Here is a 16,615-nt window from a genome sequence, read left to right on the forward strand (position 1 = left end):
AGGAAGTAACTATCACCTGCGTGAATAGAGCAACACCTGCGCAACTAAAGCTTCATGGAATACTCCCCGAGCTGGCGTAACAAGCTATGCTTAAGGGAAGTTGTATCCATGAATAGATTATTCAGGAGAAAAAAAATGATGACTTCAATGAACAAAAAAATGGCCGCTGTGGTTCTGGCCGTCACTGTTGCAATGTCTCTGAGCGCTTGTTCGAACTGGTCTAAACGCGATCGTAATACCGCTATCGGCGCAGGCGCCGGTGCGCTCGGTGGCGCGGTGCTTACCGATGGCAGCACCCTGGGTACCCTGGGCGGCGCGGCAGTCGGCGGTATTATTGGCCACCAGGTAGGTAAATAATTTAACCGCAAGCAATTAAATTAAAGTTTATATTAGCTGACCAGTACACCAGCAAAAAATTGAAGGCCACGATAATTATCGTGGCCTTATTATTGATTAACCGCCAGCCAGCTTAACCTTCATTCCTTTGGCTTCAAGAAGCGTTTTTAGCAGCTCGCGCTTATCGCCCTGAATCTCAATCACACCGTCCTTTACCGACCCACCGCAGCCGCATTTCTTTTTCAGCTCGGCGGCAAGTTTAGCCAGCGCTTCATCATTTTCATCAATCCCACTAATCAGGCAGACGCCCTTACCCTTACGACCGCTTGTCTGCCGCTGGATGCGCACGATACCGTCCCCTTTCGGGCGCGCTTGTACCGGTTTAGGTTCATCAATACGACCGCTGTCCGTTGAGTACACCAGTCGGCTATTGGAATCGCTCATCATGCCTCCTTATTCAACGATGCGTTGATGCTGCGCAGCGTAGCGGCAGGATCGGCAGACTGCGTGACCGGACGACCAATGACCATATAATCCACGCCAGCTGCCTGCGCCTGCTCCGGCGTCATAATTCGCCGCTGGTCGCCGGCGTCGCTGCCTTGTGGACGAATGCCCGGCGTCACCAGCCTGAACGCCTGGCCCCGTTCTTGTTTAAAGCGAACCGCTTCCTGCGCCGAGCATACCACGCCATCCAGACCGCAGCGCTGGGTCAGCTCCGCCAGCTTCGCGGCGTAGTCGGCTGGAGAAAGCGTAATCCCCAGATCCTGTAGATCGCTGGCTTCCATGCTGGTTAGCACGGTGACGGCAATTAACAGCGGGGCGTCTTTGCCGAAAGGTTGCAAGGCTTCACGTGCGGCGGTCATCATACGCGCCCCCCCGGAAGCGTGAACGTTGACCATCCAGACGCCGAGCTCAGCCGCTGCGGCGACCGCGCGGGCGGTGGTATTCGGAATATCGTGAAATTTTAGATCGAGAAAGACCTCGAAACCGCGCTGATGCAGGTCGCGAACAAACTGCGGCCCCAGTAGAGTAAACATCTCTTTACCCACCTTCAGGCGACAGTCGCGCGGGTCGATACGGTCGACAAACGCCAGCGCTTTATCACGGTTATCATAATCAAGAGCAACGACGACGGGAGAAGATGTGACAACGCGGGAAGAAGATGTAGCAGTAGACGTCATGACCGGACCTTAATTGTTGATGAGCGCCGGTTCGGCGCAAAAAAGGTAAACGGGCAGCATTCTACCTGCGATAAGGCAAAAATAACAGGCTGCATTTCCCTGTCTGCCGGACAATTCGGCTACCGTAGCCGGAGGAGATGATGAAGATAAATCCATTAGTATGTTGTAACTAAAACGCGCGTTTTTTTAAATTTACTGCCCATCCAGGCCGCGAATTGGCTTAATGGTGGACCACGAGCGGCACGACGGGCAGTGCCAGTACAGCGTATGCGCGGTGAAACCACATTTTTGACAGCGGTAACGCGGCTTGCTGCGGACCTGTTCGCCCACCATCTGGCGCAGAACACCCAGGCTCTGCTTCGCACGCCCCTCTTCGGCTTCATTAATATGGTAATCGATCAGCTTATGGAATACGCGCATCGTCGGGTGGCGCTCCAGCTGGCGCGTCACATAGTTTTGCGCGGACTCAATTCCTTCTCGCTGCTCAAGGATTTGTGCCAGCATGAGGTCGGCCGTCGCCCCGGTGTTTTCATCCGCGCAGCGGCGTAAAAACGCTTCCCACTCGTCGATTTTCCCCAGCTGCTGGTAACAGGTTTGCAGCATCTCCAGGGTTTCACCGACCAGTTCTTTGTCTTGCTCAATTACCCGCTCCAGGCTCTCGACGGCTTTAGCGTAGTCGCCCTTCTCCATCCACACCCGGCCCATCATGATGGAGACGCGAGCGCTGTTCTTGTCCGCAGCGGCCCCTTTTTTCAGTAGCCCCATGGCCTTATCCAGGTCATTGCCCGCCATTTGCTGCAGCGCCAGCTCGCACCAGAAGTTGGCGATTTCGCCGCGGTGCTTCTCTTTACCGAGCTTAACCAGGCGTTCCGCCACTTCAATCGCCGACTGCCAGTCGCTGGTTGACTGATAAATCTGCAGCAGCTGCTGTAATGCACCAAGGCGAAAATCCGTTTCATCCACCAGCTGTTTAAACATCCCCTCCGCCCGGTCATACAGCCCGGCTGCCATATAATCGCGCCCCAGCTGCTGAACCGCCAGCAGGCGCTGATCGTAAGTTAACGAGGCGCTTTCCATTAAGCTCTGGTGAATGCGGATAGCGCGGTCAACTTCGCCGCGCGAGCGAAACAGATTGCCCAGCGTAAGGTGGGCTTCGACGGTGCCGGTATCCTCTTTCAGCATATCGAGGAACAGATCGACGGCTTTATCCTGCTGATTGCTCAGCAGGAAGTTAACCCCTGTAACGTAGTCACGCGACAGACGGCTCGCATCGTCCTGTTTGGACTGTTGTGCACTTCTGCGCCCCATATACCAGCCATATGCTGCGGCAACGGGCAAAAGCAGAAACAACAACTCCAGCATAAATGATTATTCCTTCACCGCAGGAACACCGGCTTCAGCGGGCGCAGCGCCGGCTGGCGCAATCTGATGCTCCAGACGCTTAATTTTGCGCTCGGCACGCGCCAGAGAGACGCGGACGCGCAGCCAGAAAAGGCCGCAAATCAACCAACCGATGGCAAAACCGGCAGCAAAAAGCACGGCCAGCAGCGTTGAGATACGGAATTCACCCTGCGCGAGCAAATAGTTGAACGTGACCACCTGGTCATTCTGCGCTCCCAGCGTCACTGAAATGACGAAGATTGCTAACACCAATAATAAAATTAGAAAATATTTCACATGACTTCCCGTTATGTGGGTTGCGCGTAAGAATCCCGCGTTCAGCCCTATAAAGTATCATTTTCGCCGCAGCGGTGAAATGGAAATGCATGACGCCAGTACAGGATATGCGGCCTGAAGCTGGCAATATCAACACTATTCCGGCGCTGCCGCCCTTTTTTTAATATCCTGCGCCTCTTCACCCGGCGGCGATAGCGGACCGCAGAACCGCTGGGCAAGCCAGGTCGCCAGGGTCACCAGCAGCCAGGAAATGAGCGTCGCGACGATCAGGTCCTGCGGCCAGTGCATGCCCAGCGCCAGGCGGCTCCCCATCACCGCTACGGCCCACGTCAGCAGCAGCGCCATGGTTACCCAACGACGCCGGGGCCACAGCAGACCTACGCCAAGCAGCGCCCAGCTGGCAGCAAACATGGTGTGACCAGAAGGGAAAGCGAAGCCGGTCTCTTTTTGCCAGTGCTTACGCAAAAAGTGCGGAATTTGCTGCTCCTGGGCCAGCTGCTCATGCACCAGTTTAGCGCGTTCTTTGCGTTTCAAGGTGTAGAATTGGGTGACCGGCACCTGCCGGGCCTGTTCCAGCCAGATGACAAAGGGGCGAGGCTCCTGAACGCGGTCTTTAATCCACGACTTCATACCCTGGCCCAGCAGGATCGCGGCGCCCAGAATCAGGAACAGGACTACCGCGGCGCGCAGACGAAATCGCAGACACCACAGGAACCAGGCGCATAAAATAACGTGCGTGATGATGCCCCAGGGTTGCGTCACCGTCTCGGTCACCCAGTACAGCAGCTTCATCATGCCTGCCGACAGTTCCGGATGCCATTTCCAGCCGGAAATCCACACCCCAGCAGGCATAATCAATAGCAGGGCCGCGCCAACGGCGGTTCGTCTGGCAATCAACAGCATTTCATCTCCTTATTCTTTGACCTCAATATCATAACGGAAAGTAGTTCGTTTGTGCGCTTTGCGCGCAGGTAACCGTACGCAATTAGGAGAACGTCGCGCCGTTGTGGCAAAATAGCGGCAAACAGAAGCACAGTCAGGTGCTGATAGAATCTGGAGAATCACATGCAGCTTAAACGTGTGGCAGAAGCCAAACTGCCAACCCCATGGGGCGATTTTCTCATGGTGGGTTTTGAAGAACTGGCAACCGGGCAGGATCACGTCGCGCTGGTTTTCGGCGATATTTCGGGGCAATCCCCGGTGCTGGCCCGCGTACACTCTGAGTGTCTCACGGGCGATGCCCTTTTTAGCCTGCGCTGTGATTGCGGATTTCAGCTGGAAGCGGCGCTGTCGCATATTGCCGAAGAGGGGCGCGGTATCCTGCTGTATCACCGGCAGGAAGGGCGCAATATCGGCCTGCTGAATAAAATTCGCGCTTACGCTTTACAGGATCAAGGCTATGACACCGTCGAGGCTAATCATCAGCTGGGCTTTGCCGCCGATGAGCGTGATTTTACCCTGTGCGCGGATATGTTTAAGCTGCTCAACGTTGAACAGGTGCGTCTGTTGACCAACAATCCGAAGAAGGTTGAGATCCTTACCGAAGCCGGAATCAACATTGTCGAACGCGTGCCGCTGATCGTGGGCCGCAACCCGAAAAATGCCCACTATCTCGATACCAAGGCGGCGAAAATGGGCCACCTGCTGAGTAAATAATCCGCCGCATTAATAAGAAAAGGGCCAGAGCATATGCTGGCCCTTTTTATATCAGACGCAGGTTTAGAGCATATTGCGGATCACATAGTGCAAAATACCGTCGTTCTGATAGTAGGTCAGCTCAGTCGCGGTATCGATACGGCAGCGGCACTCAATGACCTCCTGACTACCGTCCGCGCGGGTGAGCTTGACCGGTACCGTCATACCTGGCTGTAGAGCCTGCAGGTTGCTGATATCAATCCGCTCCTCGCCGTTCAGCCCCAGCGTTTTGCGCGTTACCCCTTGCGGAAACTCCAGCGGCAGAATCCCCATACCAATCAGGTTGGAGCGGTGGATACGCTCGAATGACTCGGCAATCACCACCCTGACGCCCAGCAAACGCGGGCCTTTAGCCGCCCAGTCGCGGCTGGAGCCGGAACCGTACTCTTTGCCGGCAATGACCGCCAGCGGCGTGCCCTCCGCTTTATAGAGCATTGCAGCATCGTAGATAGCAATAGGCTGGCTATCCGGAAGATGGCGGGTCATTCCCCCTTCCACGCCGGGCACCATTTCGTTACGTATACGGATGTTGGCAAAGGTGCCGCGCATCATCACCTCATGGTTGCCGCGACGTGAGCCGTAGGAGTTAAAGTCGATGCGTTCGACGCCGTGATTCTGCAGATAACGCCCCGCAGGACTGTCGGCTTTAATGCTGCCCGCCGGTGAGATGTGGTCGGTGGTAACCGAGTCGCCCAGCATGGCCAGAATGCGCGCGCCATGAATATCCTCCACCGGTTCAGGTTCAACGCCCATTTCATCAAAGAAGGGCGACAGACGAATATAGGTCGAATCATCCTGCCAGTCGTAGGTATCAGAGCGATCCACTTTAATCGCCTTCCACTCGGCGGTCCCTTCAAATACTTCAGCGTACTCTTTGCGGAACATCTCCGTTGAGACCTGCTCAACCGCCTGGGCCACTTCGCTGCCGCTCGGCCAGATATCTTTCAGATACACCGGCTGACCCTCTTTACCGGTCCCTAATGGTTCACGCGTCAGGTCAAGATTCATATTACCCGCCAGAGCGTAGGCGACCACCAGCGGCGGTGAAGCCAGCCAGTTAGTTTTTACCAGCGGATGAATACGTCCTTCAAAGTTGCGGTTGCCGGAAAGCACGGCCCCGACGGTCAGATCGCCCTGCTTGATTGCCCGCTCAATGGGATCCGGCAGCGGCCCAGAGTTACCGATACAGGTGGTACAGCCGTAACCGACCAGGTTAAATCCCAGCTCATCCAGATAGGGCGTCAGCTTTGCATGGGCCAGATAGTCGGAAACCACCTTCGATCCCGGCGCCAGCGATGCTTTAACCCACGGCTGCGGTTTGAGGCCCAGCTCGACAGCTTTCCTCGCCAGCAAGCCAGCGGCCATCAGCACGCTGGGGTTGGAAGTATTCGTACAGGAGGTGATCGCGGCAATCACCACCGCCCCGTCCGGTAGCGAGTACTGCTGCCCGTTTAAGGTATAGTCGATTGGTCGTTTATCTTTCTGCGCGTGGTTCACCTCCAGTTCGGTGCTGGCAGCAAAGGCATGAGGCACATCGCCGAGAGCCACGCGATCCTGGGGACGCTTCGGCCCTGCCAGACTGGCTTCGACGCTACCCATATCCAGCGCCAGCGTACTGGTGAAGACCGGTTCATCTCCGGGCTGACGCCACATCCCCTGGGCTTTCGCATAGGCTTCCACCAGCGCCACCTGCTCTTCACTGCGCCCGGTCAGGCGCATATAGTCAAGCGTGACCGCATCAATCGGGAAGAAGCCGCAGGTTGCGCCATACTCCGGCGACATATTAGCGATAGTCGCACGGTCCGCCAGCGGCAGGGAATCGAGGCCATCGCCGTAGAATTCAACAAACTTACCTACTACGCCATGTTTACGCAGCATCTGAGTGACCGTCAGGACCAGGTCCGTCGCGGTGATGCCTTCACGTAGCTTGCCGGTCAGCTTAAAGCCGACGACATCCGGTATCAGCATGGATACCGGCTGTCCAAGCATGGCGGCTTCCGCTTCGATACCGCCCACGCCCCAGCCGAGTACGCCTAAACCGTTAATCATTGTGGTATGTGAATCGGTACCGACCAGCGTGTCCGGGAAGGCTACCCACTCGCCGTTTTGCTGTTCGCCCCATACCGCCCGACCGAGATATTCCAGGTTAACCTGGTGGCAAATCCCGGTGCCCGGCGGCACCACGCTGAAGCGGCTGAAAGCCTGTTGTCCCCAGCGTAAGAAGACATAACGCTCATGGTTACGCTCCATCTCAAGCCGGACGTTTTCTTCAAAGGCATCATCATCGCCGAAACGGTCTACCGTAACCGAATGGTCAATGACCAGGTCGACAGGAGAAAGCGGGTTCACTTTGGCGGTGTCGCCTCCCAGGCGTTTTACCGCTTCGCGCATCGCCGCCAGATCGACGACGGCGGGAACACCGGTGAAGTCCTGCATCAGAACGCGCGCTGGACGGTAGGCAATTTCCCGGTCGGCATGGGCATGCTGCAGCCATCCGGCAAGGGCATGAATATCTTCGGCGGTGACGGAATCACCGTCCTGCCAGCGCAGCAGGTTTTCCAGTAGCACTTTAAGTGATTTGGGCAAGCGCGAGAGATCGCCCAGTTCTTTGGCGGCCAGCGGTAAGCTGTAGTAATGCCAGGTTTTATCTTTAACCTGAAGCGTATCCTTGCTGGCTGCTCGTAGGGTTGACGACATAGCTCCTCCTTTACCTTAGGGATAGCATCCCCTGATCCTCCTCAGGGTCATTATTAAAGATAACACATCTTTGATGTAACACTTTGATAACAACTCAAATTGCTAAAATTGGTTAAGCGGATTAAGACAGGAAATTTGAATAATAGAGGGTGGTAATATTGAGAAGCATTGAAGAAGGTGCGTTTACTTCAACAACCGAGGTGTATTAGTACGCCAGTACAAAGAAGGACTAATCGCCATTATTTTGCCGATTAGTCCAATAGAGAAAATTTATTGAGCGAATCTAAAAAGAGAAAGATTATATCCTCCTTATTGCCGCTATTTTTATCAGATGGAAATTATTCTCAATATTTCACTTGTCATAAAACTGACACAACCATTTTGACTGGCAGGTGCTCTAGCTTAGAAACCAAACGTTGCAGATAACCAGAGCAATGACGCTCCAGAACATCGCAAGCCCAAGGATAACGGCGCTCCAGGCCTTACTTCTCAAAACCGGATCTATCTCAGTCTTGTCACGTTCCTGTGACATCGTAAACTTCATATAATCGATATCACTAATCATTTTTTCACCACCAATCGCTAAGAATTGCTAACCACAGATAAATCTTAATTATGGATGCGCTATTAATCCAGCGAATTCGCTTCCCGGCAGATATCTTTAATCATTATTTTGATCGCGACAGGTATATTTGCAAATCTGGTATGAGGAGTTAACGAAAATTGTGATTCAGACAACGTTTAGATATTCAAATTCAGGTCATTATAGGTTTTGGCATCCCCGTGAGGATGCCATCATTTTTTCTGCGGTTATTTTTCCGGTAACTTAATATCTTTGAACATGGCCTCAATATCTTCATTTGAGCGCAGAGCGACCGCGGTATCGACCACGTCTCGGGTCAGATGCGGTGCAAATCGTTGAATAAAATCATACATATAGCTTCGTAAGAAGGTGCTGCGCCGGAAGCCTATTTTGGTGGTGCTGTGGCTGAATATATCGTTGGCGTCCAGCTTGACCAGGTCCGGATCGGAAACCGGGTCGACCGCCATACTGGCTATTACCCCTACCCCAAGCCCCAGGCGGACATAGGTTTTAATCACATCGGCGTCAGTCGCGGTAAACACGATGCGCGGCGTTAAACCAGCGCGATTAAAGGCGGTATCCAGTTCAGAACGACCGGTGAAACCGAAGGTGTAGGTCACCAATGGGTACTGCGCCAGCTCTTCAATCGATACCGACTCTCGCGACGCCAGCGGATGTTCAGGCGTCACGACCACGGAACGGTTCCAGTGATAGCACGGCAGCATGACCAAATCATCATAGAGATGAAGCGCTTCCGTAGCGATAGCGAAGTCGGCATTGCCTTTCGACACCGCCTCGGCGATTTGCGTTGGCGAGCCCTGATGCATGTGCAGCGAGACGCGGGGATAGCGTTCGATAAAACCTTTGATAACCCCCGGCAGCGCGTAGCGCGCCTGGGTATGCGTGGTCGCCACGTACAGCGAACCTTTGTCAGGCCAGGTGTGCTCTCCGGCCACCGATTTAATCGCATCCACCTTCGACAGTACTTCGCGAGCGATGCGGATGATCTCCTGGCCCGCAGGAGTAACCTGGGTCAGATGTTTGCCGCTGCGGGCGAAAATCTGAATTCCCAGCTCATCTTCCAGCATGCGAACCTGCTTGCTGATGCCCGGCTGTGAGGTATACAGACCTTCGGCAGTAGAGGAGACGTTCAGATTATGGTTAACAACCTCAACGATATAGCGGAGCTGCTGTAGTTTCATGGCTGATATCCGATAGCGCGTAAAATGAACCCGCTTAATACATTTTACGTTCAGGCGACGATCCGGCTGGCAATCCAGTCTGGCTCTGCCTCTCTGCGACTCGCCATTTAGACGCCACAACGTATCCTGAAGACGATGATGTATAAGACGATTTGATAATAAAAAAGAGATTAGCTATAACCACTATATCATTTATATCTACTATGTATAGATACTAACAAAAAATAATAAGACAGTTATAAGGCGGGAGATAAAAAAGCAGATTAACGTGGGAGATCAGTCACCTGGGAAATGAATGAAGGGCCGCAACGCGGCCCTCAGGAGAGGTTATTTCTTCGCTTCGGTCCATTTACCGTCGATATAGAAGGCTGACCAGCCGGTCGCTTTACCCTCTTTCTCAGAAGCAACGTACTGCTGTTTAGTTTTGCGGCTAAAGCGCACCAGCGTTTTGTTGCCTTCCGGATCCTGCTGCGGCGCATCGGCCAGATAGCGCAGCTTCTCAGGCAGACGATCGCGGAAGCGGAACAGCTCTTCCACAAGCGGCGCGCGAGTTTCGCGGGATTTCGGGAAAGTATTGGCGGCAAGGAATACGCCCGCCGCGCCATCGCGCAGGACGAAATAGGCGTCTGACTTCTCGCACGGCAGTTCCGGCAGCGGCACCGGATCTTCTTTCGGCGGAGCCACTTCCCCATTACGCAGGATCTTACGGGTGTTTTTACACTCGTCGTTGGTGCAGGCCATGTACTTACCAAAACGCCCCATTTTCAGGTGCATTTCGGAGCCACATTTCTCACACTCAACGATCGGACCGTCATAGCCCTTGATGCGGAATTCGCCCTCTTCAATCTCGTAACCATCGCAGGTCGGGTTATTACCGCAGACGTGCAGCTTGCGCTTCGGATCGATAAGGTAGCTGTCCATTGCCGTGCCGCATTTTTTACAGCGACGTTTGGCGCGCAGTGCATTGGTTTCGGCGTCATCGCCTTCCAGCACGTTGAGAACTTCGTTTTCCGGCACCAGGTTAATGGTGGTTTTGCAGCGCTCTTTCGGCGACAGCGCATAGCCCGAGCAGCCAAGGAACACGCCGGTGCTGGCGGTCCTGATCCCCATCTTGCGCCCGCAGGTTGGGCAGTCAATGCTGGTCAGCACCATAGGGTTCGGCTGCATGCCGCCCTCTTCCGGATCTTTCTCTGCCGTTTGCAGCTGCGAAGTGAAGTCCCCGAAGAAGCTGTCGAGCACCTGCTTCCACTCGGCCTGATGGTTCGCCACCTGGTCAAGACGGTCTTCCATCTGCGCGGTGAAGTCGTAGTTCATCAGATCGCGGAAGTTCTCTTCCAGTCGATCGGTGACGATTTCGCCCATTTTTTCCGCATAGAAACGGCGGTTTTCCACTCGTACGTAGCCGCGATCCTGAATGGTCGAAATGATTGACGCATAGGTAGACGGACGGCCGATGCCGCGTTTTTCGAGCTCTTTAACCAGCGAGGCTTCGCTAAAACGCGCCGGCGGCTTGGTAAAGTGCTGCGCTGGCGTCAGTTCGACCAGGCTCAGGCTGTCGCCCTTATTGACCAGCGGTAAAGTACGATCTTCATCGCCTTTACGCAGGGCTGGCATCACCTTAGTCCAACCGTCAAAGCGCAGCGTACGGCCGCGGGCTTTCAGTTTGAAATCGCCGGCTTTTACCGTCAGCGTGGTGGAGTCGTACTGCGCAGGAGTCATCTGACAGGCGACAAACTGGCGCCAGATCAGCTGATACAGTTTCTGCGCATCAGATTCCATATCTTTTAAGGTTTCGGCCAGCACGTTGACGTCGGAAGGACGAATAGCTTCGTGCGCCTCCTGCGAGTTTTCTTTGCTGGCGTACTGATTCGCGCTCTCCGGCAGATACTTCTTGCCGAAGTTATCGCCAATGTAGCCGCGCACCATGCTCAGCGCATCCTGGCTCAGGTTCGTCGAGTCGGTACGCATATAGGTAATGTGTCCCGCTTCATAGAGTCGCTGGGCCATCATCATGGTTTTCTTCACGCCGAAGCCAAGACGCGTGCTGGCGGCCTGCTGCAGCGTGGAGGTGATAAACGGCGCGCCCGGCTTGCTGCTGGTCGGTTTGTCTTCACGCTCCAGCACGCTGTAGCTGGCTTTTTCAAGCAGCGCGACGGCCGCCATGGTTTCATCACGGCTTACCGGACGGAACGGCTTATCGCCGTTGTGCGTTACCTGCAGCGGCAATGCATCGCCGCCTGGGGTGGTGGTGCTGGCGTCAACTTCCCAGTACTCTTCCGGAACGAACGCTTTAATTTCGCGCTCGCGCTCGACCACCAGACGTACCGCAACCGACTGGACGCGGCCTGCGGACAGACCGCGGGCAATTTTTTTCCACAGCAGCGGAGAAACCATATAGCCCACCACGCGGTCCATAAAGCGACGCGCCTGCTGAGCGTTAACACGGTCAATATTCAGTTCGCCCGGCTTTTCGAAAGCCTGACGGATAGCATTCTTGGTAATCTCGTTGAACACCACGCGGCTATAGCGCTGTTCATCACCACCGATAACTTCCCGCAGGTGCCATGCAATGGCCTCCCCTTCGCGGTCAAGGTCAGTTGCGAGATAGATGTGGTCGGCTTTTTCCGCCAACTGTTTGAGTTCAGAAACGACCTTTTCTTTACCCGGGAGTATTTCATAGTGCGCATTCCAGTCATGCCATGGGTCTACGCCCATACGGTTGACCAGAGCGCCGCGTTCATCCTTCTTAGGCTTTTTAGCCCCTTTGGTGGAGGTAGAGTCGGCGCTCTTTTTAGATGCTGAGCCACTGGTCGGCAAATCGCGGATATGACCGACGCTGGACTTAACCACGTAGTCATTACCCAGATACTTATTGATCGTTTTGGCTTTTGCCGGGGACTCAACGATAACGAGAGCTTTACCCATATTCACCTTTACCTAATTTGATTCATCCAGGAATACATCGCACATTGATTCACCATCCACTGGCGACACGTCACAACCTATGTTGCGTCGTTGTCGATGGATATCAACCCTTTGCACCGGTTTCACATCCATAAAACCAGATAGCTGAGTTTGCTGGCTTTTTCTTGCCAGGCGACATAGCACGAATAATTTTTGGCCGAATGTCAAGCAAATCTGTTGCCAGATCGCTGAAAGCGTCACACTGTACCTGATAAAATTCGTTACGCAACTTTATTAGCATGCAAAAGCAAATCCCGCCACTAACTGATGTTTATTCGGTGCCTGCAATTACCCCTGTAAGATCAATGGAAAATTTGCCCCTCGCCGTCGTGCGGCGTAGACTACCCGCGAAGAATCACAGGAGGCATTTATGCAAGGTACAACCCAACCCATCGATCGCCAGACGCTTCTGGAAAAAGCCAACAAACTCATTCGCGAACATGAAGATACGTTAGCCGGGATCGAGGCCACCGACGTCGTGCAGCGTAACGGCGTGCTGGTGTTCAGCGGCGAGTTTTATCTTGATGAGCAAGGACTGCCCACGGCGAAAAGTACGGCGGTATTTAATATGTTTAAATACCTCGCGCACGAACTGTCTGATAAGTATCACCTGGCGGATTAACACTTCTGCCCGACCCTGACGAAAACGCGAGGCCGAAGCCTCGCGTTGTCTGGATTACATCAGCGGTTTTTGCCCGCGCTGCCACCAGCGCAGCAGGAGTTTATCAGCGCTTTCCGCGGCGCTACCGGTAAAACGATCGAGCATTTTCTTACGCTGCTGATAGCGCACGCCGATCACCTCGTGTTTATCCATCAGACCCAACAGTAGCTCATCGCTGGTTTCCACCGCATCCACAAGCCCCTTCTCCAGCGCCTGAACGCCGTACCAATGTTCGCCAGTGGCTACCTGTTCAATATCGAGTTCGGGACGCATCTGGTGAACAAAATCTTTGAACAGTCGATGGGTATCGTTGAGGTCTTCGCGGAACTTCTGTCGCCCTTCTTCGGTATTTTCGCCCAGCATCGTCAGGGTACGTTTGTACTGGCCTGCCGTATGCAGCTCGATATCGATATCTTTGTTCTTCAGGAAGCGATGAAGGTTCGGGATTTGCGCGACGACGCCAATAGAGCCAAGGATAGCAAACGGCGCACAGACGATTCTGTTCGCCACGCAGGCCATCATATAACCGCCGCTGGCCGCGACTTTATCTACCGCCACCGTTAGCGGGATCTGTTTGTCGCGCAGACGCTGCAGCTGTGAAGCGGCAAGACCATAGCCGTGAACCACGCCGCCGGGGCTTTCGAGGCGAATGACCACCTGATCGCGCGCCTTTGCCGCCGCCAGGACCGCGGTGATCTCTTCGCGCAGACTGCTGACTTCATGCGCATCCATGCTGCCTTTAAAATCGATCACCCAGACGCGCGGTTTGGCGTCCGGCTCAGGCGTTCCCAGCTTCGCCCGCGCCTTAGACGCCTTAGCTTCCTGCTTAAGCTTTTTCTTTTGCGCTTTATGCCACAGCTTCTGCTGCGGCGCATCGAGCAACGAAACCGCCAGCTCTTCCTTCATCTCCTTATATTGCTCGCTAAGATTGGTTACCCGCAGCTCGCCGCGCTGTTTTTTGCGCTGAGTCAGGTTAACAATAATGGCGACGATAACCGCAATTGCGACAACGATGGTCGCGATTTTGGCCAAAAACAGGCCATATTGAGCAACTAATTCCACGTTTTCACCTTGTGTAAACCACTGACGTTGGCGCACAGTGTACATCAGCCGTCGGCGAGAAGTCTTTGTGCTTTGTGTCGCGTGCGAGGCGCCTTCCTGTTTTTTTCAGCGACGATGAAATCGTTGCAAGATATTAATTCCGCGAAGAGTTTCCGCTTCGCCGATTGCATTAGCGGGCGCTTTCAGGCATAAAGCGCAAAAGTGAGATACCGAACAGCAAGCGCGATCGTCAGCAGATCGCCCGAGGAGTCGCCGTGCACTATCAACCGCAACGTCACCTGTTACAGGACCGCATCATCCTGGTTACCGGCGCCAGCGACGGCATTGGCCGTGAAGCCGCCCTGACCTATTCCCGCTATAGCGCCAGCGTTATTCTGGTCGGACGCAATGAAGAGAAACTGCGCGGCGTCGCGCAAGAGATTGAGCAGGCTGGCGGCATTCCCGCCAGCTGGTTTACTCTCGACCTGTTAACCTGCACGCCGCAGGAGTGCCAGCAGCTGGCGCAGAAAATAGCCATCCACTACCCGCGCCTCGACGGAGTGCTACATAACGCGGGTCTGCTGGGCGACGTTTGCCCGATGGATCAACAAAAGCCGGAAGTGTGGCAGCAGGTGATGCAGGTGAACGTGAACGGCACCTTTATGCTCACCCAGGCCCTGCTTCCTTTATTACTCAAATCCGAATCGGGTTCGCTGGTCTTTACCTCCTCCAGCGTCGGCCGCCAGGGACGTGCGAACTGGGGCGCTTACGCCGCGTCGAAATTTGCTACCGAAGGCATGATGCAGGTGCTGGCCGAGGAGTATCAAAACCGCCATCTGCGGGTCAACTGCATTAACCCAGGCGGCACCCGCACCAAAATGCGCGCCAATGCGTTCCCGACGGAAGATCCGCAAAAATTGAAAACCCCCGCTGATATCATGCCGGTATACCTGTGGCTGATGGGCGACGACAGTCGTCGTAAGACGGGAATGACTTTTGACGCCCAGCCGGGCCGCAAACCAGGAATCGCACAATGAGTGATGAACGCCACCGCGAACGCCAGCAGCGGGTAAAAGACAAAGTTGACGCTCGCGTCGCCGCCGCGCAGGAAGAGCGCGGTATCGTGATCGTTTTTACCGGCAACGGTAAGGGTAAAACGACTGCCGCCTTCGGTACCGTCACCCGCGCCGTCGGGCACGGTAAGAAAGCTGGCGTCGTGCAGTTTATTAAAGGCACCTGGCCGAACGGCGAGCGCAATCTGCTCGAACCCCACGGCGTCGAGTTTCAGGTGATGGCGACCGGTTTTACCTGGAATACGCAGGATCGCGAAAGCGATACCGCCGCCTGCCTCGCGGTCTGGGAGCACGGGCGCCGCATGCTGGCCGATGAAAGCCTCGATCTCGTTTTACTGGACGAGCTCACCTATATGGTGGCCTACGACTATCTGCCGCTGGAAGAGGTGCTTACCGCGTTACGCAACCGTCCGGCGCAGCAGACGGTGATTATTACCGGACGCGGCTGCCACCGTGAAATTACCGAACTGGCCGATACCGTCAGCGAACTACGTCCGGTGAAACACGCGTTTGATGCCGGTATCAAAGCGCAGATGGGGATCGACTACTAGCCACCAGCCGCTCAAGCAGCGCATGGTTGAGCGGCAGACACAGGCAATCCTCCCCCGGAGCCAGTTCGCTTTCGACAATATTTTGCCGTGAAACGAAGCGCTTGCGATATTCGGTCGGCGTAACGCCGCAGTATTTATTAAAGGCGGCAATCAGGTATTTATGCTCCTGAAATCCGCAGCTGTGGCTAATCTCGGTAATCGGCGTACGGGTATCGCGCAACAGCGTGCGGGCTTTGTTTAGCCGCACCAGCGTCAGATACTCTTTAAAATTATAGCGACTCACCTTTTTAAACAGCCGCGAAAACCAGGAGTAGCTCATCCCGCTATGGCAGGCGACCTCGCTCAGCGTCAGCGGCTGGTCAAAGTGTTGATTGATAAAATCTATGCCTTTTTTGATCATCGCCTCGTCGCGCAGCGAACTTTCGCCGCGCTGCGTCGGCTTGCCAGCGGAGACTAACGCATCCAGTAACAGATAAATGGCGGCGATACGCTGAAACGGCGCAGGGTTGTCGATCAGCTGTTTCAGTAACCCCGCCAGCCGCTGATGCACTTCACTGTCCGCCGCAGTGTAAGATCGTCCGCAGGTACTCCATTCCAGCTGCGGCGAGGGGTGAAGTTCGTCAAACAGGCCGGGCGAAAACTGAACGGTGACCAGTTGGCTGCCCGCCGCCTCCGCGTTGAGGGAATGAACCTCTTCCGCATTGATGTACAGCATGTCCCCCTGCGCCAGCTCCAGGCTCTGCTGGCCGACGGCGAGCGTAAACCGCCCTGCCAGTACGGTAATCAGCTCAGGAGCCGGATGCCAGTGCGGCTCGCAGTAGCGAACCTCCGCGGCAAACACGTTCAGCTTCTCGGCATCGAAGGCAATCAGCTCGTAGCCGCTGTTCGCCGTCTGTCGTCCGCTCTGCGTGAGTGAACCGGGGTGAGTCACTGAAAAAGGAAACATGCGCACTC

Annotated in this window: 16 protein-coding genes; 5 read left to right on the plus strand and 11 right to left on the minus strand. The window is 54.8% G+C overall.

Annotation, left to right across the window (positions count from 1 at the left end; genetic code table 11):
• Positions 1–138: 138 nt before the first annotated feature.
• Positions 139–357, plus strand: a complete 219-nt coding sequence (gene osmB / locus ABLV11_RS26625) for an osmotically-inducible lipoprotein OsmB (protein WP_004139496.1) — start codon at positions 139–141, stop codon at positions 355–357.
• A gap of 96 nt (positions 358–453) precedes the next feature.
• Here the strand turns inward: osmB and yciH are convergent, their stop codons facing one another.
• From yciH to pgpB, 5 genes are all read right to left on the minus strand, one after another.
• Positions 454–780, minus strand: a complete 327-nt coding sequence (gene yciH / locus ABLV11_RS26630) for a stress response translation initiation inhibitor YciH (protein ID WP_004112434.1) — start codon at positions 778–780, stop codon at positions 454–456.
• The gene (gene pyrF / locus ABLV11_RS26635; protein WP_017146059.1) at positions 780–1,517 is read right to left on the minus strand and encodes an orotidine-5'-phosphate decarboxylase; all 738 of its coding nucleotides are present in this window, start codon (positions 1,515–1,517) and stop codon (positions 780–782) included. Before pyrF ends, yciH begins: the two co-directional genes overlap by 1 nt.
• Before the next feature lie 192 nt (positions 1,518–1,709).
• Complete coding sequence (gene lapB / locus ABLV11_RS26640; RefSeq protein WP_023320768.1) at positions 1,710–2,879, minus strand: lipopolysaccharide assembly protein LapB; 1,170 nt, start codon at positions 2,877–2,879, stop codon at positions 1,710–1,712.
• A gap of 6 nt (positions 2,880–2,885) precedes the next feature.
• Positions 2,886–3,194: a LapA family protein gene (locus ABLV11_RS26645; protein WP_126488992.1), complete on the minus strand. Its 309-nt coding sequence runs from the start codon at positions 3,192–3,194 to the stop codon at positions 2,886–2,888.
• A gap of 135 nt (positions 3,195–3,329) precedes the next feature.
• Positions 3,330–4,097, minus strand: coding sequence for a phosphatidylglycerophosphatase B (gene pgpB, locus ABLV11_RS26650; RefSeq protein WP_126488991.1), 768 nt, complete (start codon positions 4,095–4,097; stop codon positions 3,330–3,332).
• A 162-nt stretch (positions 4,098–4,259) separates the two neighbouring features.
• Between pgpB and ribA the strand changes: the two genes are divergently transcribed.
• A complete protein-coding gene (ribA, locus tag ABLV11_RS26655) occupies positions 4,260–4,850 on the plus strand; it encodes a GTP cyclohydrolase II (RefSeq protein WP_004101393.1) in 591 nt (196 codons plus the stop codon).
• A gap of 63 nt (positions 4,851–4,913) precedes the next feature.
• Here ribA and acnA read toward each other — a convergent pair whose 3' ends face one another.
• From acnA to topA, 4 genes are all read right to left on the minus strand, one after another.
• Positions 4,914–7,586 carry an aconitate hydratase AcnA gene (acnA, locus tag ABLV11_RS26660; RefSeq protein ID WP_016808523.1) on the minus strand — a complete coding sequence of 891 codons (2,673 nt, stop codon included), beginning with the start codon at positions 7,584–7,586 and terminating at the stop codon, positions 4,914–4,916.
• A 397-nt stretch (positions 7,587–7,983) separates the two neighbouring features.
• Positions 7,984–8,151 (minus strand): YmiA family putative membrane protein, encoded by a 168-nt coding sequence (locus ABLV11_RS26665; protein ID WP_004101391.1) that lies wholly within the window; start codon positions 8,149–8,151, stop codon positions 7,984–7,986.
• A 245-nt stretch (positions 8,152–8,396) separates the two neighbouring features.
• Positions 8,397–9,371 carry an HTH-type transcriptional regulator CysB gene (cysB, locus tag ABLV11_RS26670; RefSeq protein WP_004101390.1) on the minus strand — a complete coding sequence of 325 codons (975 nt, stop codon included), beginning with the start codon at positions 9,369–9,371 and terminating at the stop codon, positions 8,397–8,399.
• Between the two features lie 327 nt (positions 9,372–9,698).
• On the minus strand, positions 9,699–12,296 hold the full coding sequence (topA, locus tag ABLV11_RS26675) for a type I DNA topoisomerase (protein WP_004101389.1): 2,598 nt from the start codon (positions 12,294–12,296) through the stop codon (positions 9,699–9,701).
• A gap of 409 nt (positions 12,297–12,705) precedes the next feature.
• Here topA and ABLV11_RS26680 point away from each other — a divergent pair, with 409 nt between their 5' ends.
• Entirely contained in the window at positions 12,706–12,957 is a 252-nt protein-coding gene (locus ABLV11_RS26680; RefSeq protein WP_004101388.1) for a YciN family protein, read from the plus strand.
• 54 nt (positions 12,958–13,011) lie between these two features.
• On the opposite strand, the gene sohB is transcribed toward ABLV11_RS26680, so the two are convergent.
• Positions 13,012–14,058: a protease SohB gene (gene sohB, locus ABLV11_RS26685; RefSeq protein WP_016808521.1), complete on the minus strand. Its 1,047-nt coding sequence runs from the start codon at positions 14,056–14,058 to the stop codon at positions 13,012–13,014.
• 254 nt (positions 14,059–14,312) lie between these two features.
• Here sohB and ABLV11_RS26690 point away from each other — a divergent pair, with 254 nt between their 5' ends.
• Together ABLV11_RS26690 and cobO are read left to right on the plus strand one after the other, a co-directional pair.
• Positions 14,313–15,074 carry a YciK family oxidoreductase gene (locus tag ABLV11_RS26690; RefSeq protein ID WP_004101383.1) on the plus strand — a complete coding sequence of 254 codons (762 nt, stop codon included), beginning with the start codon at positions 14,313–14,315 and terminating at the stop codon, positions 15,072–15,074.
• The gene (cobO, locus tag ABLV11_RS26695; RefSeq protein WP_004101381.1) at positions 15,071–15,661 is read left to right on the plus strand and encodes a cob(I)yrinic acid a,c-diamide adenosyltransferase; all 591 of its coding nucleotides are present in this window, start codon (positions 15,071–15,073) and stop codon (positions 15,659–15,661) included. The genes ABLV11_RS26690 and cobO overlap by 4 nt, the downstream gene beginning before the upstream one ends.
• On the opposite strand, the gene ABLV11_RS26700 is transcribed toward cobO, so the two are convergent.
• A complete protein-coding gene (locus tag ABLV11_RS26700; RefSeq protein WP_004101380.1) occupies positions 15,633–16,607 on the minus strand; it encodes an AraC family transcriptional regulator in 975 nt (324 codons plus the stop codon). The two genes, cobO and ABLV11_RS26700, sit on opposite strands and share 29 nt — an antisense overlap.
• Between the last annotated feature and the right edge of the window lie 8 nt (positions 16,608–16,615).

The organism is Klebsiella sp. GW_Kp181, from assembly GCF_040062315.1.
GTDB classification, from domain to species: domain Bacteria; phylum Pseudomonadota; class Gammaproteobacteria; order Enterobacterales; family Enterobacteriaceae; genus Klebsiella; species Klebsiella oxytoca.

What these genes read in the sequence shown, in the direction of transcription:
- osmB (WP_004139496.1), top strand. Translation starts at nt 139, where the DNA reads ATGACTTCAATGAACAAAAAAATGGCCGCTGTGGTTCTGGCCGTCACT.
- yciH (WP_004112434.1), bottom strand. Translation starts at nt 780, where the DNA reads ATGAGCGATTCCAATAGCCGACTGGTGTACTCAACGGACAGCGGTCGT.
- pyrF (WP_017146059.1), bottom strand. Translation starts at nt 1,517, where the DNA reads ATGACGTCTACTGCTACATCTTCTTCCCGCGTTGTCACATCTTCTCCC.
- lapB (WP_023320768.1), bottom strand. Translation starts at nt 2,879, where the DNA reads ATGCTGGAGTTGTTGTTTCTGCTTTTGCCCGTTGCCGCAGCATATGGC.
- pgpB (WP_126488991.1), bottom strand. Translation starts at nt 4,097, where the DNA reads ATGCTGTTGATTGCCAGACGAACCGCCGTTGGCGCGGCCCTGCTATTG.
- ribA (WP_004101393.1), top strand. Translation starts at nt 4,260, where the DNA reads ATGCAGCTTAAACGTGTGGCAGAAGCCAAACTGCCAACCCCATGGGGC.
- acnA (WP_016808523.1), bottom strand. Translation starts at nt 7,586, where the DNA reads ATGTCGTCAACCCTACGAGCAGCCAGCAAGGATACGCTTCAGGTTAAA.
- ABLV11_RS26665 (WP_004101391.1), bottom strand. Translation starts at nt 8,151, where the DNA reads ATGATTAGTGATATCGATTATATGAAGTTTACGATGTCACAGGAACGT.
- cysB (WP_004101390.1), bottom strand. Translation starts at nt 9,371, where the DNA reads ATGAAACTACAGCAGCTCCGCTATATCGTTGAGGTTGTTAACCATAAT.
- topA (WP_004101389.1), bottom strand. Translation starts at nt 12,296, where the DNA reads ATGGGTAAAGCTCTCGTTATCGTTGAGTCCCCGGCAAAAGCCAAAACG.
- ABLV11_RS26680 (WP_004101388.1), top strand. Translation starts at nt 12,706, where the DNA reads ATGCAAGGTACAACCCAACCCATCGATCGCCAGACGCTTCTGGAAAAA.
- cobO (WP_004101381.1), top strand. Translation starts at nt 15,071, where the DNA reads ATGAGTGATGAACGCCACCGCGAACGCCAGCAGCGGGTAAAAGACAAA.
- ABLV11_RS26700 (WP_004101380.1), bottom strand. Translation starts at nt 16,607, where the DNA reads ATGTTTCCTTTTTCAGTGACTCACCCCGGTTCACTCACGCAGAGCGGA.